The sequence below is a fragment of the Priestia sp. SB1 genome, assembly GCF_038898415.1.
This window is the reverse complement of the sequence record NZ_JBBJSS010000010.1, coordinates 181,740-198,884: the sequence shown is the minus strand read 5'-3', so window position 1 is coordinate 198,884 and position 17,145 is coordinate 181,740. Positions and strand designations below refer to the sequence as shown.

At 35.8% G+C, this 17,145-nt stretch carries 20 protein-coding genes and 2 pseudogenes; 11 read left to right on the top strand and 11 right to left on the bottom strand.

Annotated elements, in window-relative coordinates; all coding sequences use genetic code 11:
• Nucleotides 1–265 precede the first annotated feature (265 nt).
• The gene (locus tag WKH56_RS30500; RefSeq protein WP_275210940.1) at nucleotides 266–520 is read right to left on the bottom strand and encodes a hypothetical protein; all 255 of its coding nucleotides are present in this window, start codon (nucleotides 518–520) and stop codon (nucleotides 266–268) included.
• 84 nt (nucleotides 521–604) lie between these two features.
• Entirely contained in the window at nucleotides 605–1,096 is a 492-nt protein-coding gene (locus tag WKH56_RS30495; protein ID WP_154973988.1) for a hypothetical protein, read from the bottom strand.
• Nucleotides 1,097–1,355: 259 nt separating this feature from the next.
• Here WKH56_RS30495 and WKH56_RS30490 point away from each other — a divergent pair, with 259 nt between their 5' ends.
• Nucleotides 1,356–1,523, top strand: coding sequence for a gamma-type small acid-soluble spore protein (locus WKH56_RS30490; RefSeq protein WP_033580113.1), 168 nt, complete (start codon nucleotides 1,356–1,358; stop codon nucleotides 1,521–1,523).
• Nucleotides 1,524–1,574: 51 nt separating this feature from the next.
• On the opposite strand, the gene WKH56_RS30485 is transcribed toward WKH56_RS30490, so the two are convergent.
• On the bottom strand, nucleotides 1,575–2,615 hold the full coding sequence (locus tag WKH56_RS30485; protein WP_310884036.1) for a zinc-binding dehydrogenase: 1,041 nt from the start codon (nucleotides 2,613–2,615) through the stop codon (nucleotides 1,575–1,577).
• On the opposite strand from WKH56_RS30485, the gene WKH56_RS30480 reads away from it, so the two are divergent.
• The 3 genes from WKH56_RS30480 (at nucleotide 2,601) to WKH56_RS30470 (ending at nucleotide 3,837) form a co-directional block, all read left to right on the top strand.
• The gene (locus tag WKH56_RS30480) at nucleotides 2,601–3,140 is read left to right on the top strand and encodes a nucleotide disphospho-sugar-binding domain-containing protein (RefSeq protein ID WP_260505721.1); all 540 of its coding nucleotides are present in this window, start codon (nucleotides 2,601–2,603) and stop codon (nucleotides 3,138–3,140) included. The two genes, WKH56_RS30485 and WKH56_RS30480, sit on opposite strands and share 15 nt — an antisense overlap.
• 234 nt (nucleotides 3,141–3,374) lie before the next feature.
• A complete protein-coding gene (locus tag WKH56_RS30475; protein WP_275210937.1) occupies nucleotides 3,375–3,605 on the top strand; it encodes an HTH domain-containing protein in 231 nt (76 codons plus the stop codon).
• Nucleotides 3,598–3,837 carry a hypothetical protein gene (locus tag WKH56_RS30470; RefSeq protein ID WP_053074038.1) on the top strand — a complete coding sequence of 80 codons (240 nt, stop codon included), beginning with the start codon at nucleotides 3,598–3,600 and terminating at the stop codon, nucleotides 3,835–3,837. Before WKH56_RS30475 ends, WKH56_RS30470 begins: the two co-directional genes overlap by 8 nt.
• A 604-nt stretch (nucleotides 3,838–4,441) precedes the next feature.
• On the opposite strand, the gene WKH56_RS30465 is transcribed toward WKH56_RS30470, so the two are convergent.
• Entirely contained in the window at nucleotides 4,442–5,542 is a 1,101-nt protein-coding gene (locus tag WKH56_RS30465) for an L-dopachrome tautomerase-related protein (protein WP_310884037.1), read from the bottom strand.
• A gap of 238 nt (nucleotides 5,543–5,780) precedes the next feature.
• Between WKH56_RS30465 and WKH56_RS30460 the strand changes: the two are divergent.
• The 7 genes and pseudogenes from WKH56_RS30460 to WKH56_RS30430 all read left to right on the top strand — a co-directional run bounded on the left by WKH56_RS30460 (nucleotide 5,781) and on the right by WKH56_RS30430 (nucleotide 9,869).
• Nucleotides 5,781–6,035, top strand: a pseudogene (locus WKH56_RS30460) (HU family DNA-binding protein).
• A 331-nt stretch (nucleotides 6,036–6,366) separates the two neighbouring features.
• A complete protein-coding gene (locus WKH56_RS30455) occupies nucleotides 6,367–6,612 on the top strand; it encodes a hypothetical protein (RefSeq protein WP_048019374.1) in 246 nt (81 codons plus the stop codon).
• Between the two features lie 16 nt (nucleotides 6,613–6,628).
• The gene (locus tag WKH56_RS30450; RefSeq protein WP_016766279.1) at nucleotides 6,629–6,997 is read left to right on the top strand and encodes a spore coat protein; all 369 of its coding nucleotides are present in this window, start codon (nucleotides 6,629–6,631) and stop codon (nucleotides 6,995–6,997) included.
• An 18-nt stretch (nucleotides 6,998–7,015) separates the two neighbouring features.
• Nucleotides 7,016–8,152 (top strand): zinc-dependent alcohol dehydrogenase, encoded by a 1,137-nt coding sequence (locus WKH56_RS30445; RefSeq protein ID WP_342837286.1) that lies wholly within the window; start codon nucleotides 7,016–7,018, stop codon nucleotides 8,150–8,152.
• A 17-nt stretch (nucleotides 8,153–8,169) separates the two neighbouring features.
• Complete coding sequence (locus WKH56_RS30440; protein WP_048019372.1) at nucleotides 8,170–8,364, top strand: hypothetical protein; 195 nt, start codon at nucleotides 8,170–8,172, stop codon at nucleotides 8,362–8,364.
• Nucleotides 8,365–8,382: 18 nt separating this feature from the next.
• On the top strand, nucleotides 8,383–8,682 hold the full coding sequence (locus tag WKH56_RS30435; protein WP_342837285.1) for a spore coat protein: 300 nt from the start codon (nucleotides 8,383–8,385) through the stop codon (nucleotides 8,680–8,682).
• Nucleotides 8,683–8,834: 152 nt separating this feature from the next.
• Nucleotides 8,835–9,869 (top strand): DUF3231 family protein, encoded by a 1,035-nt coding sequence (locus tag WKH56_RS30430; protein ID WP_165636268.1) that lies wholly within the window; start codon nucleotides 8,835–8,837, stop codon nucleotides 9,867–9,869.
• An 884-nt stretch (nucleotides 9,870–10,753) separates the two neighbouring features.
• Here WKH56_RS30430 and WKH56_RS30425 read toward each other — a convergent pair.
• The 7 genes and pseudogenes from WKH56_RS30425 to sftI form a co-directional block, all read right to left on the bottom strand.
• A pseudogene (locus tag WKH56_RS30425) lies at nucleotides 10,754–10,915 on the bottom strand (ATP-binding cassette domain-containing protein); the annotation flags it as partial.
• Between the two features lie 189 nt (nucleotides 10,916–11,104).
• Complete coding sequence (locus WKH56_RS30420) at nucleotides 11,105–11,458, bottom strand: DUF1048 domain-containing protein (RefSeq protein ID WP_013058327.1); 354 nt, start codon at nucleotides 11,456–11,458, stop codon at nucleotides 11,105–11,107.
• A 70-nt stretch (nucleotides 11,459–11,528) separates the two neighbouring features.
• The gene (locus tag WKH56_RS30415) at nucleotides 11,529–11,849 is read right to left on the bottom strand and encodes a PadR family transcriptional regulator (protein ID WP_028414817.1); all 321 of its coding nucleotides are present in this window, start codon (nucleotides 11,847–11,849) and stop codon (nucleotides 11,529–11,531) included.
• 555 nt (nucleotides 11,850–12,404) lie between these two features.
• Nucleotides 12,405–13,307: an AEC family transporter gene (locus WKH56_RS30410; RefSeq protein ID WP_016766289.1), complete on the bottom strand. Its 903-nt coding sequence runs from the start codon at nucleotides 13,305–13,307 to the stop codon at nucleotides 12,405–12,407.
• Nucleotides 13,308–13,398: 91 nt separating this feature from the next.
• A complete protein-coding gene (locus WKH56_RS30405) occupies nucleotides 13,399–14,832 on the bottom strand; it encodes an aldehyde dehydrogenase family protein (protein WP_168761121.1) in 1,434 nt (477 codons plus the stop codon).
• A 30-nt stretch (nucleotides 14,833–14,862) separates the two neighbouring features.
• Entirely contained in the window at nucleotides 14,863–15,597 is a 735-nt protein-coding gene (locus tag WKH56_RS30400) for a GntR family transcriptional regulator (RefSeq protein WP_063247078.1), read from the bottom strand.
• A gap of 84 nt (nucleotides 15,598–15,681) precedes the next feature.
• Complete coding sequence (sftI, locus tag WKH56_RS30395) at nucleotides 15,682–17,022, bottom strand: sulfoquinovose isomerase (RefSeq protein WP_168761122.1); 1,341 nt, start codon at nucleotides 17,020–17,022, stop codon at nucleotides 15,682–15,684.
• Nucleotides 17,023–17,145 lie beyond the last annotated feature (123 nt).

Below are 17,145 nucleotides of genomic sequence, written 5' to 3'. Positions count from 1 at the left end.
TTTTTTAGCTCAATGCTTAAATGAGGTGTTTGTTAAAGAGAATATACTTTTTCAAGTGACTGTTTCATTAGGCAATGGAATTACGTAAATGAGGTGTTCCTTAAAGATCATATGTTGCATTAAAAGCTGATTTTTCCTTCTTCACATGACGAGATGCATAATCGTTTGCATCTCGTTTTTATTATACATACTATCTAAGGTATACTTGTTTATTTGTATGTAAGGCTTCCATTAAGGTGTACAGAGTTCTCTACATAGGTTTTCTTTAATTGTATCCGTACCCTGTTACTCGGTAATCATCACCGTAATCTACTGCGACAGACACCTCTTTTTTCTTCTCTTTACCATTAGCATATCCGTGGACTAATACTGCACTTAAATCTTCTCCACCTAAAAATTCAACATCTTTGGGAACAAAATCAATGTCTTCTTCGTCTTTCATATACGTAGCCGAGAAAAAAGCGATGAGAGGTTTAAAAAAGCTGTCTCTACTTTCAAGTAGAGACAGCTGAAGAAACAATCAGCTATTTAGAAGGTGTTTGTCGTGTCTTGTAGCCAGATACTTTTATCACTTACCAAATAACCTAATAAAGGAATGCTCCTATTAATGCTCCCCATTATCCGGCTTTACCTCTAGTTTCTTCGACATTATAAACTCACTCATATGTTGAAAACCATATAACAGGAGTTGTCTAACAGTCAAAATGGTTACATACTGAAAAGGATTAATTTTCTTAAGCTTAAAGATGCTGCCCTTTTTTAATTTAGGTACAACTACAAATGTAAATGTAGTATGAATCATAAAGTTTACAGCTATATACAGAGGCAGTTTACGGTATGTGGATTTAAGCACCCACATGGATACAGTAAAAAAGGGCCCCCATGTCCACACATCTTCACCAGGAATTTTCGGATGTATACTTTGTTTAAAAGACCAAAAATTCTTTCTCTTAGCATAAGAATTAAGGTATTTAGTTACCATACAAATAGCAATGGACGCTGGAAGAAAACGTTTAAAATCTTTGCCTTTCATAAATGAAAAGCTGGACCAACAAGTGATAACTAACAGTATTAAAAATAGTCTATTCTTTTTCATGATTTTATACACCTCTCTATTTTAAGGTGTACATCTATTCTAAAATTACACAACGAATTATCTTAAGAGCATGCTGCCTAAGGATTATAATATATAATCGGTAAAAATTTGAACAAACTATTGACGGTGTTTTCTTGTACATGTTTCCTCATAGTGGTATGCACAATACTTCCTGAAATTTTCATTTTTTTCTTACCAGGTACTTCTAAGGATACTGTCTCTCCACTTGGATATATTAATTCTTGTGGAGGTGATAGTAATGGAAAACAAATACTCTAACAAGACAGCTTCAGGAACAGATGTACAACACGTGAAGCAAAAGAATGCTCAAGCATCTTCTGGCAAATACGGTACGGAATTTGCTAGCGAGACTGACGTACAACACGTTAAACGTCAAAACGCTCAAGCAAACAAAAACCAAAAATAATGTTAAAAGGGTTCTTTCATGCTCGTTGAAAGAACCCTTTGTGATACAAGGTTATTCTTCGGGAAGTAACAAAATTTTCCCTAACTTCCCTTTATTTTTAAAATACATTTGAGCTTCTTTTGCTTTGTCTAAAGGGAAAATTTTATCGATAACTGGTTTAATTTTCCCCTCAGAAATTGCCTTAAGCATATCTTTAAACTCTGCTCTCGTTCCCAACACAGATCCATACATTGTAATATGTTTTAGATACAATGTTCTAAAATCAAAGTTTGTATGCTGACCACCTGCAGAACCTGAAATGCAAAATTTCCCTCCGTTTTTCAAAACTTGAAGAGATATGGAAAACAAAGCATCTCCTACAACATCTAGAACGGAATCGACCGGACCTCCGTTCAGTTCTAAAATGTCTTCTGAAAGAGTATCAGATTTATATGATAATACGTGTGTCGCTCCCAATTCCTTAATTCTTTTTTGATTCTCTAAGTCCCCCGTGATTGCAATAACTTTAGCACCAAAGACTTTAGAGGCAATCTGTACATTTAATGATCCCACACCACCATTTGCTCTAGTTACTATAACTGTCTCACCTGGTTGAGCTTGAATTTGGTTGACCATGTGCCAAGCAGTTAACCCACTTACCGAAAAAACAGCACTTTCTGAATAGCTTGATAGGGGCATGTCAAAGCAAAGTTCAGCAGGCCAGACCACATATTCAGCATAACCACCATCGTATTCTGAACCTATAAAAGACATATCATCAGAAATATGTTCGTACCCTTCTTCTCCACTAGATATAAAAGGGAATAACACAACACCTTTTCCCACTATAGACTCGTCTACTAACTTTCCTGCTTTTACTACTTTTCCCGTTATATCAGATCCTGGTGTACGTGGAAACTGGACTCCTTCCGGTCGCCATCCAGATTTTGAGTCAGTACCGTAAGCACCCTCTCTCATCCAAATTTCTGTATTGTTAATAGCACAGGCCTTCACTTTTATAAGAACTTCATTTTCTTTGGGTTCAGGTATAGGAATTTCTACTAGGCTTAATTTACTTACGTCTCCATAACCTGTTACTTGTACAGCTTTCATAGAACAGTCCCCTTCTTTTTTACGAATATAGTTTTTAATATATTTCATACGGCTGCTTATAGTTTAGAAGCATTCCAAGAAATACAAGCTACAGTTATATTATCAGTAGGAAAACATACGGACATTAGCCAATTTAAAGATATTCCATCCAATTTCATTATACGTAATTATGTACCTCAGTTAGAAATACTAGAACAAGCCGATGTTTTTATTACTCATGGTGGAATGAATAGTACGAGTGAAGGACTTTATTTTGGTGTTCCTCCTGTGGTTATGCCTGTTGTGGGGGATCAGCTAATAGTAGCTAATCGGATTGAAGAATTAGGAGCTAGTCTACAACTTAATCGTCAAGAATTAGACGCTACTACATTACGAAACAAAACAGAACAAGTGCTATCAAACGCTTCATTTAAAGAAAAGAGCTTGGAAATTGGAAAATCCTTGAGGAATTCTGGAGGATACAAAAAGGCAGTGGAAGCCATTTTAGAATTTAAAAAGAATGCAAAAATAGAGGATCTTATTTAATTCTAACATTTAAATCAGTCTGGAAATAAAGAATTAATAAATATTGAAAAGAAGTCTCCATGGAAGACTTCTTTTTTATCACTGCCTATAAGCCGTTTTATTTTAATTAAAAAGTAAAAGCTACTGAACAGGGGTCAGTAGCTTTTTAACGAAGCATGTTGTTAACTCAACAAGTAATGAGGATTTCCAAACAGAAGCTTCACAGCGTCATAAATAGTCTCCCCTAAAAATTATTTGTTATTACCCATTAAAGAATTAGCTGATCAGTATGATGTAAGTACTCGTACCATTCAATCAAAGATTAAGAAATTAGGCTATGAATGGGACAGTGAGGAAAGTATTTATCGCTACGTTGGAGAAGAATCAGAACCTTTGGATGTTAATTTTAGTACGCTTATTTCTAAAAACAATAAAATGCCAGCAAAACAAAAGCTAGCCACTAATGAAGTAGCAGCTAGTGGCTAGCTATTTAAATGAAAGTGAAAGTAGTAATGACCGCTTTGAAAAAGCTAGTACAGTAGATGCAATTGATTTGCTGTTGCAAAGTCCAAAAGACCGTTCAAAGCGAGTGTATCGAGGTTTTTATTTTGATGATGATGTTTTAAGTATTATTGATCGAGTCCCAAAAAGTTATAAATCTGAATTAGTGAATGAAGCTCTGAGAAAAGTGTTTAAGGAAAAGGGATTATTAGACTAAAAAGAAAAGCAGGCTTAAAGGCACTTATATGGTTATGAAATGCGTATTATCTTCTGTGAAGGTTCTTGATGTAGATTTTGAAATTGGTGAACAGCGTCTGTCATAGATTCCGTATTCAATTTCTTTAAGATACTTTTTCTTTAATTTTTAATGGTGCTTTCTTCTTTATGAAGAAGGCTTTGTATTTCTGAAATGGAATGACTATCAATAGCAAGAGCAAAGACTTCTTATTCTACTTTAGTAAATTGTTTCATAAAGAATTTCTCTTTAAGGATTTTGCATTCTTCAGTCGAGCAACTTCATTAACTAAAGAGGTATTATGTTAACTAGATATGTATGCGACATTCATGTTATTAAATAAGCGTATAAGGATTACCCTGCTTGAGATCCAAACGAACAGATGCGTTTGGATTTAAATAATATTAATACTGCATTGAATTTACCGATATTATAAAACATTTCCTGGAACAGTTTAACACTAACCAAATAAACTGTTTCTATTAAACCATTTTGATGTTATTTGGCAGAAGTAAATAAAGCTAATACTTGTTGCTTACTCGTGTTTGTTTTACACTATATAATAAAAACAATTAATTGACTATTTTTATGATAAAAAGGTTGGAGCAGGAAATTCATCAATTTTGATACGAAGTAAACTATAAGGTTTCTCTCGTAAGTCTTTTCCATAATGAAATCTAGGCTGTCGATGTAATTGGTTCACAATGACATACAAATATTGATCCGGACCGATTGAAAAAGTATCCGGCCACAAAATTCTCGGATCATGTGCGATAGTTTCCATTGTGCCATTTGGAAATATCTTACGAATACTGTTGTTTTCGTAATCTCCAGCATAAACAGTTCCCTTTGCATCGGTGATCATTCCATCAGAAGCACCTTTTTCTCCCCAATACTCCACATGATAAATTAAATCTTTATCTGGTATAGTTCGGTCCCTTAGAACTTCTGTTGGGATTGAGAAAAGATGACGACTGGTTAGTGGACAAAAAAATAAAACTTTGCCATCGGGAGAAATCGCTATTCCATCAGAAGCCAATCTAAATGGGGAAGTTGAGCCATCTATGTTTCTATTCATCAAAATTTCACCTTCTACCTTCGGTAAAAAATAGGGATCGGGTGAAGTTGATTTTGCTCCATTTAACCGTCTAAACGCGTTTCCATTTGATAAATCTACGACAATAATAGCTCCTGGTCCTTTTGAAGAAGAATCTGTTATATAGGCATAACCTGCTTTTCCAACACGAAAATCAAAACGGACATCATTCAGATAAGTTGTAGGTAGAACAACATCTTCTGTAAAGGTATATACTTTTCTTATTGTATTGGTTTCTAAATCAACAGCGACTAATTTCGCTCCCCCTTTAATAGGTTCAGAAAAATTGGGTGCTGCTGTATCTAATATCCAAAGCGTTCCCCTTCCATCAGCGACTACACTTTGGACACTGATGAAAGTCATTGTGATATTTTCGGAGTTAACCAAATTGGTTTGTAAATTGGGATAAGACTGCAATTTATCTTGAACAATTTCCGCCACTGTAAATTTAACATCGTCTCCCCATTTCGGAAAGCAAATGAAAATACGACCGGTTTCTGAAACAGTAACACCTGTAGGCATAGCCCCATAAAATGCATAAACTAGTTCTAAATTACCGAAATATTTTTCACTAGGTAACATAGGTTTCATAATACCCTCCTCAAACATTCAAACGGGATATCTCATATATATGATCTATATTTTTTCTAATGCATGTTTCTTAATAAGGTTTTCTATACGAAAAGATAAATCTCCGTATGAAGGCTCCCAGAAAAATAGGAACTCTTTTTCTTTTTATCTAATCTTATTAAATGACAAGCTTTTAGAAGCTATAATACGTTAGCAATTCTACATATTATGTAAAAATAAGAGGATGAGGTGTTTGGAGATGAATAAAACTGAACTAGTATATACAACAGTTGCAACACAAGCAGAACTATTAAAGCAAGATGCTAAAAAGCTGTGGAAGCCTTGCTTAATAACACACTTGCGAAAGAAAAAAATTCGGTTGATTGGATTTGGCACATTTGAAGTACGTGAACGTGCAGGTCGTAACCTCCAAACAGGTTAGGAAAGGACAATTCCGGATTCAAAGGTTCCTAATTTTAAACTAGGAAAAGAATTGAAAGAAGCTGTTAAATAAATATGCCTTATAGGCAAGTCTCCTCTAGAGCTAGACTTCTATTTCAAAGGAGGCTATTTTTTATGGTGGAAAATCTCTAAATACCCTCACCTAAATATTATCTAATAGGTTTAGCATGCTAATGTTCACATTATTTCATGAGTATGCACTCAACGTTTTACTTCTATTCAACTGAAGCGTTCAGCCGCAGCTACTATCAATGGATGAATTCTCCCAATTATATTCATTACAACTATTTAATATACTTGATCCATAAAAAACATTATAGAATGTTTCCTCCTATATTCGGAACAATAACATTGTATTTACGTAAAAAGGAGGGTAATCAGAAATGGATATTCAAAAATTAGCCGATCATGAGTCATTGGATTTACATGAAGTTATTAATTTTAAAACCCTTTGCTTAGCGAAATCAAAACTAATGCAAGGACTTGTATTTGATGATGATTTGAGAGCATTAATGAAAAAAGATGTTGAACAATCGATACAAGCGCTGGAAGAATTACAGGCAGTTTATCAACGTGCACCTTTTGAAGCCCCTGTTCCTCAAAACCGGCCAACACCAATAATCAATTGAAAAGGAGGTAAATTCAGTGAATCATGACTATTTAGATCCTATAAACTCGCTACACGTACCAGAGCTCGCAGATACCACATTTGCGATGGACTTTCTTCTTCGTGCCAAGGAAGGTGTTCGCAATATCGCAGTCGCATTAACGGAGTCCGCATCACCTGATGTTAGAACCCTCTTACGAGAACAGTTAATGCAAGGGATTGCCATGCACCAAGAAATTACAGAACTAATGATCAGTAAGAAATGGTTCCATCCATACGAATTAAGTGAACAATATCAACTAGACCAACTCTCTGCCAACAATACATTGATGATTGGCAAAATGAATTTATTTCCTGTTGAGACCAATAGAAAAGGTCTGTTTGACCGAACACCTGATGAACACTAACACTGGAGGATATCTATCATGAAGGCAGTAACGTATCAAGGTATTAAAAATGTTGTAGTCAAAGAAGTTCCAGATCCAAAGATTGAAAGACGAGATGACATGATTATTAAAGTAACCAGTACGGCTATATGTGGGTCTGATTTACATTTAATTCATGGCATGATTCCTAACCTGCAAGAAAACTATGTGATTGGCCATGAACCAATGGGAATCGTCGAAGAAGTTGGTCCAGATGTGACGAAAGTAAAAAAGGGAGATCGTGTTATTATTCCTTTTAATATAGCATGCGGTGAATGCCTTTACTGTAAAAACCATTTGGAAAGCCAATGTGATAATTCCAATGATAATGGTGATATGGGTGCCTATTTCGGATATTCTGGTACGACGGGTGGCTATCCAGGTGGGCAAGCTGAATATTTAAGAGTACCGTTTGCTAACTTTACTCATTTCAAAATTCCAGAGACTTGTGAAGAACCAGATGAAAAGTTAGCAGTTATTGCCGATGCAATGACTACTGGTTATTGGAGTGTTGACAATGCAGGCGTAAAGGGTGGCGACACAGTTATTGTTCTTGGCTGTGGTCCGGTTGGCCTTTTTGCTCAAAAATTCTGTTGGCTAAAAGGAGCAAAGCGTGTCATTGCCGTAGATTATGTAGATTATCGTTTGCAACACGCCAAACGTACCAACAAAGTTGAAATTGTAAATTTCGCACATTTTGAAAATGCAGGAATGCATTTGAAAGAAATGACGAAGGGCGGCGCTGATGTTGTCATTGATGCAGTTGGTATGGACGGTAAAATGAATGATATGGAGTTCCTTGCGAGTGGAATGAAACTGCAGGGCGGAGCATTTGGTGCGTTCATCATGGCTTCACAAGCAGTACGTAAAGGCGGGACAATCCAAGTTACAGGCGTTTACGGTGGCAAATATAATGGATTCCCAATGGGAGATATTATGAACCGAAACGTCAATATTCGCTCTGGACAAGCACCTGTGATTCACTATATGCCATATATGTTTGAATTAGTTTCGACCGGAAAAATTGATCCAGGAGATGTCGTGAGTCATGTACTTCCACTTAGTGAAGCAAAGCGTGGCTATGAGATTTTTGACACCAAAATGGATAATTGTATAAAAGTCTTGTTAAAACCTTGAGGAAGGAGGTAGAAAAAATGAATTACGCTTTACATGAAGTTCTTGAGGTCCATGAAATGGCTGCATTTAAGACCAATTGCTTGACTAAGTCCAAAACGATGAGAGGATTAGTTACAGATCAGCAATTAAAAGATATTATGCAGCAAGACATAGATGTATCTACGAGACAATTACAAGAATATGCTTCTATCCTTTCCAACGCTAAGCAGTAAAATAGGAGATGAATACACATGAATCCAATTATTGAAAATTTAACTGGCATGAATGCCCTATCGGATCAAGTGGTTGCAATGGATTTATTAATTGCAGCTAAAAGTGGAGTTAGAAATTATGCCATGACAGTTACGGAGGCAGGAACACCTGAAATTAAAGAAATGCTCACTCACCATTTAGTGGAAGCTCTTGATATGCATGAACAAATATCTGCATATATGGTAGAAAAAGGATGGTACCATGTTTGGGATACAAATGAACAAATTAGTTTAGATTTAAATAATATCGATACAGCGTTGAACTTACCCACTCTATAAAAATAAAATAGGAGCAGTTTAACATTACCAACCTAAACTGTTCCTGACAATCCATATATATCTTAAAAAAGTTCTGAAGGGACTTGTAATGTTTACAGGGTATGAAGAATAAAAACAATATAAAAGGCAAGCCTAAGAAAAGGAGACTATAAATGGGAACAATTAAACCAATTAAGATAGGCTTAAAAAAATCAAATCCTGATAGAAAATTGACGGCTCCAGAAATGGGAAAACTCTGGGCAACCTATATGGGTAATAGCATGTGTAATTGTATTTTAAATTATTTTCTACAACATGTTGAAGATCAAGACATAAAAAAGCTAGTAGAACATGCGAAAAGACTAACTGAAGAATTTCAAAGTAGCGTCAAAGAGATATTTATCAAAGAAAATATACCTATTCCACATGGCTTTACAGAGGAAGACGTTAATCTAGGTGCTCCAAGATTATTTGAAGATGAATTTTATGTATATTATTTAAAGTATGCAGGAAAAGCAGGACTTAGCATTTATAGTATCGCTATACCTTTAATATATAGAGAAGATGTACGCAATTTCTTAACTTACTGTATGAACTCGACCATGGAATTAATGGAAGAAATTAAAACCATTTTAATGGATAAAAGCCTTATTATTGCCCCACCCATTATTCCAGCTCCAGAACAAGTAAAAATTGCCAGTACTGATTATTTGAGTGGTTTTGTTGGAGATGTTCGTCCTCTACACGCGTTAGAAATTGCTCATTTATACGATAATATTGAAAATAACGTAACAAGCAAAGCTTTAATCATGGCTTTTAGTCAAGTTGCCAAAAGCCAAAAAGTTAGAGACATATTTGTAAAAGGAAAAGACCTTACCCATAAAGCAGTTGAACATTACATAGAAAAACTTCATCGTGAGAACTTACCTGCTCCAGAATTTATTGACCATTTAGTCACAACTTCAACTTTCGCACCTTTTTCGGATAAACTAATGCTGTTTCATAAGGTCGATATGTTTTCCATGAAAATAAGAGCATTTGGGAATTCACTAGCTGTAAATGGCAGACATGATTTAGCGTTACTTTATGGGAGATCTTTAATGAATATAGCAAATTTTGTTAAGGATGCATCAAATATTATGATGGAAAATGGATGGATGGAAATTCCACCAGAGGCTGTAGATAGAGAAAATTTAGCTTCAAAATAGTATTAGTGAAAATAACAAAAACCCCTTATGGAAGGTTGTTTTGCATGTAATTTCCGACAAGCCGTTTTATGTTAACTAAATAAGGTCTATTTAAGTTGATAATGTATTAAAAAAACAAAAGAAACTATCTCATCCTTAATAGTTTCTTTTGCCCCGCGGATTAGGATATTAGATAGATACCTCGCGGTGTCTTGGATAGTTTGCTCAAATGTTGGAATAGCTACGCAGTCTTAAGAATTATAGCAGGAAATATTATGTTTCTGCTCTTATTTACTTGGTTTGATTACTACTGCCAGCTGCTAATGCTAGCGATAATACAGCAGAAGTTGTTAACACCTTTTTCATACATGCACCTTCAACTCTCTACTAATCATTTCTTACTTATCAACCTGTAACTACTGTTAATAAAAGGTAGAAACTTTGTGTATTTTATCACGCTTTTTGTATTTATGAACATCACTACTACCTAACCTAATAATCTTATTCTTGTACGGTCTGAAATCCTCTTTTATAGGTAAAAAAAGAGCATAAATCCGTTGGTCCCCAACAAAATTTATGCTCTTTCTTTAATAAACCTTTTACAAATTCTCTTTTAATCCCGCCACAAATAACTTCAGATATATGATTCCTATAACACTACAAACAGCCTTACACAATATCTCGATTCAATTTTTCATCTTTAACCACTTTAATTCTTTCCACTTTTCCTACAAGGAAGATGTACGAAAGTGCTCCTAAAAGGGCCAATGCCGCTATGAATACTAGCGCTGGAGCAAAGTTGCCTCCTTTTGCTAAGAAACCAATAACAATTGGAACGATAATAGAAGCTAGACCTCCGATAAAGTTAAAACTCCACCCGTTAAACCAACTAAATGTTTAGGTGCTAGCGTTGAAAGAATGTTAACTGTCGTCGTCTTCCCTGCTCCATTTGAGCCCAGCAGTGCAAAAATTTCACCGCGCTGCACCTCAACGTTCACCCCTTTTAAAACTTCTTTGTCTTTAAAGGACTTTTTTAATTCTTTTACAAAAATCGCTGTATTTCTCATACGTTTTTCCTCCTTTTAAAAAGCTCCACAAGCTTGCTTGCTAGAACTGTCATGATGTAACTAAGCTGAGCGTCTCGTAGAGCTAGGTTTTTGATACCTTACTATTCAGTCTGACTGATATTCTATATCACTTAGTACTGAGTTTAAAAAATGACTAAATAGCAAAAGCAACTAGCTATTCAGTCGATGTTATTGATTAAATTTATTTTTTCCTAATCGTTCCTTAATACTCTGGTTCAAATCTTCACGGTACTTAACCATATAAGTTTTAGCATTTGCCACTAATTCGTCAGCAAAGGAAGCCACATCGTCTCCAGTAATTTCGAGCACCTGTCTACCTTCTGCAGCACCTGCTTCGAATAAATCAATTAATTCATACTGCATGTGTAGCATATCCATTCCGTTGCCCGATGAGAAATTCCACATGTAGTTTTGAATTTTTTTAAATACAAACTGATAGTCCTCTGGCAAGGCTTCAACCCGTGCCATCATCATTTTATACTCTTTTTTATCACCAATCATTTTTTTGAATATTTCCAACATGTCATTTTTCCTCCTTTTTATAAAGCTTCATAAGATGCTTTAAAACTATCCGACGGTCTATCCTATGAAGCTAGTTTGACTTCAAGACGTTGATTTTTGATGATACAAAATCCCACCTTTTCCAAAACAACTCAAGCTCCTTGTAGCCCGCCTCATTAAGCGAATAAAATTTGCGGGGTGGGCCCATATCTGATGGTTTTTTTTCTATATTCACAAGTTTTTTCTTTTCTAATCGTACGAGAATAGTGTAGACCGTTCCTTCCACGACCTCGATAAATCCAAGCTCGTTCAGACGGCGTGTAATCTCATAGCCATAGGTTTCATGGCGGCTGATAATTTCTAACACACAGCCTTCCAGCGAACCCTTCAGCATTTCAGTTAAATTTTCGATCTTCAGAACCTCCTCTATATTGTCTGACTTATATTCTGTATTACTTAGTACCAAGCCAATTTTTACTTAATAACTTTTAAAATTAAGCTATTAAGTAATACTTAGTATATGTAGATTGTAATACTTAGTACCGGGCATTTCAACTATTTTTTAAAATATTTTCAAATGTAGATATATTCAGGGATAATACTAAGAACCAAAAAAACTTATTAAAAGAATCCATAAGTTCTTTTAATAAGTTTTTTCCGTTACAGATACCTTTACAGTTTTTCCGTTACAGATACCTTTACAGTTTTTCCGTATAACCTCTTAAATTTCGAATGAGAAAAGATATCCCCGTCAGTAAACAATTAAGAAAAAAATATTTCGTCAGGTAGTGTTGAAAACTGTATGTGAAGTAGAAGTATAAGAAGAATACAAAACTAAAATAGAAAATAAACTTTAAATATCTTTTTAAAACTGCGTTATGAGGAGAATTCACGCTGACTACTCCTTTTAAAGTCATATAATAAAATTATTTTTTCAACCTATATTGGAACGTTTTTCTATGTTATTTTACAAAACAATTAGAAAAATGATAGGCAATGTAGCAAGGCTTAGAGAGGTACTAATTAACGTTGCGCTTGATACAAACTCCGGCTCTGTATTAAATTGAAGCGCGTACATAGTTGTATTCGCAGCTGTGGGCATAGCAGCCATAATAATCATTATTTGTTTCACCATCTCATCCACAGGTAGCAGAAGCGTTAGTATATAAGCGATAAATGGTGAGATTACAAGCTTGATAGCTAATGACCATGAAACTTTGGCTTTGGCTAAATTTCTAATTGATATTTTAGCTAGCTGCATGCCCAGTACGATCATGATGGTAGGAATAGCTGCACCCGCTACTAAATCAACCGCTTCTTTTACAGAGTTGCTTAATGGAATATGAAGAAACTGAAATATAGCTCCTAAAAGTCCCCCATACACAATTGGTATCCTTCGAACTGCGTCAATGGCTGATTTTATACCATTTCCCTGTGGACTTCCTTTAGCTGCATAGTAAACTCCCACTGTACACATGACCAATTGCTGTATGACCATTAGAATGATGGCAGAGTCTAAGCCTGTCACGCCGAAAAGTAATAAAACAACAGGTGTACCGTAGTTTCCATTATTCATAAATGAGGACGCTAATATCATTCCACAGGTTTCTGAAGTAGAATATCGCTGAAAATAAGCAATAATATAGACGACAGCAATTAATGCAAAGCAAAGGGCAAATGTGTATAACGTAAGATATAAGTAATCAATCGTAAATTTGGTTGTGTAAAATGTTTTGAACACTAGAACTGGAGACATCAAATAAAGTGCCATTGTTGAAATCGTTTTGGTATCAAATCCTATTTTCTTTTGTCCAATAAATCCAAGTGCAAAAATCCCGAAAATAGGAAGGAGGATTGTTAGGAACTCCATATTTGTTCACCTTCGTCATTTTTTCTTTGTTATTTCCCAAATGAAAGACCTAGAAAATTAAAAATCTAGGTCTTTCATTTAAACTAATAAATTATAAATTTAGAACAATGATACGTTCTTCCGTCATTTCTTCAATTGCATATTTTGGCCCTTCTTTTCCGTTACCGCTCTTTTTCACACCGCCATATGGCATATGATCAACACGATACGCTGAAGCATCATTTACAATTAATCCGCCTACTTCGATTTCACGAGCTGCCTTCATAGCAAATTGTAAGTCATTCGTAAAAAGGCCTGCCTGTAACCCATAGTCAGAATCATTTACTTTTGAAATCACTTCATCAATCTCGTCATATTGAGCAATAGCTACTACTGGCCCGAATACTTCTTGACGACAAACTTTCATCTCATCATTTACATTAGTCAAAATTGTAGGAAGATAAAAAGCACCTTCACGCTTTCCTCCTAGTTCAATTTTTGCCCCTTCTTCCACTGCTTCTTTTACCCATTCTTCCACTCGCTCTGCTTCTTTAAGACGAATCATAGGTCCAATATCCGTTTGCTCATCCATTGGATTACCGACTACTAACTTTTCTGTTTTTTCTTTTAGCTTATTAACAAAAGCAGTATAAATATTCGTATGAACATAAATTCGTTGAACGGAAATACAAACTTGTCCTGCGTTATTAAAGCTTTTTTGAGAAATTAAAGATGCAGCTTTTTCTAAATCAGCGTCTTTATGTACGACAGTAGCCGAATTATTTCCTAGTTCAAGTGAAACTTTACGTAAACCCGCCTTAGATCGGATAAGTTCTCCTACTCTTGGGCTTCCTGTGAACGTAAACATATTAACATCTTGGTTTTCTAATAACCATTCACCAATTTCTGCTCCATCTCCAGTCAATACTTGAAGGCGCCCTTTTGGCAAGCCTGCTTCTTCCATTAACTCAGCGAGCTTGAGCGCACAAATTGGAGTAACTTCAGCGGGTTTTAATACTACGCTATTCCCAGCTGCGATTGCCGGTCCAAGTTTATGACAAACTAGATTGATAGGTACATTAAACGGTGTGATAGCTGCAACAACTCCAACCGGGACTTTTACTGTAAAAGCCATCCGATTTTCTGAGCCTTGAGCCGATTCAACAGGCACACCTTCTCCATGAATACGCTTTGCCTCTTCCGCTGAAATTTGTAAAGTTGTAGCTGCGCGCTCAACTTCTCCGCGAGATTCACGAATAGATTTTCCAACTTCAGTAGCCAAAATTTCAGCAAATTCTTCTTGACGGCTTAGTAATAGCTCAGCCGCTTTCATTAATACCTCGTAGCGTTCATATGGTGAAAAAGTGTTTTTTAATGCCTCTTTCGCGCTGGCCACAGCTTTATTTACATCGTCTTTTGTAGCTACTGAGATTTCAGCTGCAGGCTGCTGCGTATATTTATTTAAGACTTCCATTTTTTCTGCTGTTGTTTCCCATTCCCCATTTACATATAAACCATATTGTTTGACTTGAGTTAAACTTGTCATTATCTCCACATCCCCAATTGTATTAGCGTTTTATCTTGTAAGCTCAATATTGTAATGATATTTGTCACTGCGATATTTTGTTACCGTAAATTCGAGTGGCTTATCATCAAAACCGTAACTTACTCGTGTCATTTCAAGTAAAGCTTCTCCGCCTCGTATGCCTAACAGATCGGCTTCATAAATCGTTGCATTAATCGCAGATATCTTCTCTTTAGCTCGTTTTAAAAAGATTTCATTCTCTTCTAGCACTTCATAAAATTTTGCACGATTTAAATCTTGTTCAACTAGTATTTTCCCAATATGCATAGGCCAACAAGAACGTTCAATCGCAATAGGTACTTCATCGGCAAAACGAATTCGTTCAATAACTAAAACCTCTTCTCCAGCGTCCAATTCCAGCATGGAAGTTTCATGATATAAATCTTTTTTAAAATCAGTACGAATGAGTTTTGAATTTGGTGTTAATCCTTTTTCCGCTACTTCTTCTGCTAGTCCTTTAAGCTTGCCTAAGCTGCCGCCGATAAGAGGCTGAGGTTTTACAATTGTTCCTCTGCCTTGTTTTTTTTCCAGCAGCCCGTCCTGTACTAGCATAGAAATAGCTTGTCTTAAGGTAGTACGGCTTACATCAAACTCTTGCATTAATTCCTGTTCTGTTGGAATTAACGTATTGGGCTTCCAAACTTTCTCTTGTATACGTTTAATTAAGACATCTTTTACTTGAAGATAAAGCGCAATATTTTTATTAGAACCGATTGTATCTTTCATATTCTCAAACTCCTTTTAAGTTAGCGTTTGGTATTATTATATAGTATTGGCTAACTTTTACTGTAGCAGAGAAGTACGATTTTCTTAGATATAGACTTTTGTTTCTAGATTAAGTATACGGCCTAGTTCAATTAGATGTTCTGTCACATCACCATACACTAGTGCAAAGTGAGGTTCATACCCCGCGTGCATAAGTTCATAAAGTGTGTCTGATGCATTTGTCGCCAGTTCTACTTCTACAGATGTACCTGTAAAAGGCTGCTCTACATCTAAGGCATCTCCTTTCATCACTAGAAGGCGATACCCATCAGGCGTATGACTTACCCTAAAAATCGTTACTTCTCCTGCTTTTAATCCAAAATCCATTGCAAAACCGATTTTTCTGTTAGGATGCACCCCTGCTGTTGCTCCAGTAGAAGGGTTGGCAAGCGAATATGCTCCTGCACCGCAGTGCCAAAAAACAACTGAGTTTTTTTCTTCGTCTATGTGAACTAAATCCCCTAGGTAAGGTGCATTTCCGCCTGCTAACTCACGCAGGATAAACATTGAGATTGATCCGTGAATATCCGACTCACAGGATGTCACCATTCCGTCTTCCGTAAACTGAGATAAAGTTGAGCACGGAGCAGCTCCTAAATCATTAAAGAAATCTGGCCAGCATCGCATAGCTAATGCATCTAACTTTTCACGTTGAATGTGCTTTTTAATATAAGTGGAAAATTGAGCAAATTTAGCAACGGTTTCATCGTTTCGATTTAGACCAATCACCTGCTTTTCTGCCCGCTCAACTTCCCCTATCCATTCGTGTTCTGGAAGTTTTACGCACTCTTTAAACGCTTCTTGTAAATCCATCTTATGAAGGGTTACGCCAAGTACGTTTTTTAATTCATCTTCGTTAGCTTGTGAAAAGAAGAATCCTGGTGGATAATCTCCCACTACCCCAATTTTTAATTCATTTAATGCTTTTAGCACGCGCATAACGTTAATTTGTCTTAATAGACGCTCCTGCAACGCTTTCTCATCTGGATTTCCAAATACAAATGCAAACGGATGCTGATGATTACGCAGCACATTACTGGTGCTATTTCCACCTGTTAGCGAGTTTAAACGTAAACGTCCCCCTACACTTGGCTCACGTACGGACCAAACAATTACAGGCTGTTTAAAATACTCCAATATCTTAACCATAAATTCACCGTCGGCGAACGTAACGCTTTGATATAGAACGGTATCAATCTTATCCCCTTTAATTGAATCAAGAAATCCCTGTAATTCTTCAACTGATGTTATAATTTGCTCTGGCGCGATAAGAGTACTGCAGTTGCCTTTCAGCCACTCCATACTTTTTTGACGATACATTTCAGCTGCTTCAATATCAAATGTTTTTCTACCTATAGGCACATATAAAACTGTTGTATTTTGCATATAGAGTTCCCCTTGTCGTAAAACTATTTGTTATAACCATTTTAAAATACATCATTACCTTTATCAACACTATTTTCTGTTTGAATTTTTCCGTTTGACTACATTTCTTATATAAATAGCTCT

Excerpts from the sequence above, each read along its gene's own strand:
- WKH56_RS30400 (WP_063247078.1), bottom strand. The coding sequence starts at position 15,597 with ATGAAAGATACAATCGGTTCTAATAAAAATATTGCGCTTTATCTTCAA.
- WKH56_RS30445 (WP_342837286.1), top strand. The coding sequence starts at position 7,016 with ATGAAGGCAGTAACGTATCAAGGTATTAAAAATGTTGTAGTCAAAGAA.
- WKH56_RS30455 (WP_048019374.1), top strand. The coding sequence starts at position 6,367 with ATGGATATTCAAAAATTAGCCGATCATGAGTCATTGGATTTACATGAA.
- WKH56_RS30420 (WP_013058327.1), bottom strand. The coding sequence starts at position 11,458 with ATGTTGGAAATATTCAAAAAAATGATTGGTGATAAAAAAGAGTATAAA.
- WKH56_RS30485 (WP_310884036.1), bottom strand. The coding sequence starts at position 2,615 with ATGAAAGCTGTACAAGTAACAGGTTATGGAGACGTAAGTAAATTAAGC.
- WKH56_RS30410 (WP_016766289.1), bottom strand. The coding sequence starts at position 13,307 with ATGGAGTTCCTAACAATCCTCCTTCCTATTTTCGGGATTTTTGCACTT.
- WKH56_RS30495 (WP_154973988.1), bottom strand. The coding sequence starts at position 1,096 with ATGAAAAAGAATAGACTATTTTTAATACTGTTAGTTATCACTTGTTGG.
- WKH56_RS30405 (WP_168761121.1), bottom strand. The coding sequence starts at position 14,832 with ATGACAAGTTTAACTCAAGTCAAACAATATGGTTTATATGTAAATGGG.
- WKH56_RS30430 (WP_165636268.1), top strand. The coding sequence starts at position 8,835 with ATGGGAACAATTAAACCAATTAAGATAGGCTTAAAAAAATCAAATCCT.
- sftI (WP_168761122.1), bottom strand. The coding sequence starts at position 17,022 with ATGCAAAATACAACAGTTTTATATGTGCCTATAGGTAGAAAAACATTT.
- WKH56_RS30440 (WP_048019372.1), top strand. The coding sequence starts at position 8,170 with ATGAATTACGCTTTACATGAAGTTCTTGAGGTCCATGAAATGGCTGCA.
- WKH56_RS30465 (WP_310884037.1), bottom strand. The coding sequence starts at position 5,542 with ATGAAACCTATGTTACCTAGTGAAAAATATTTCGGTAATTTAGAACTA.
- WKH56_RS30435 (WP_342837285.1), top strand. The coding sequence starts at position 8,383 with ATGAATCCAATTATTGAAAATTTAACTGGCATGAATGCCCTATCGGAT.
- WKH56_RS30490 (WP_033580113.1), top strand. The coding sequence starts at position 1,356 with ATGGAAAACAAATACTCTAACAAGACAGCTTCAGGAACAGATGTACAA.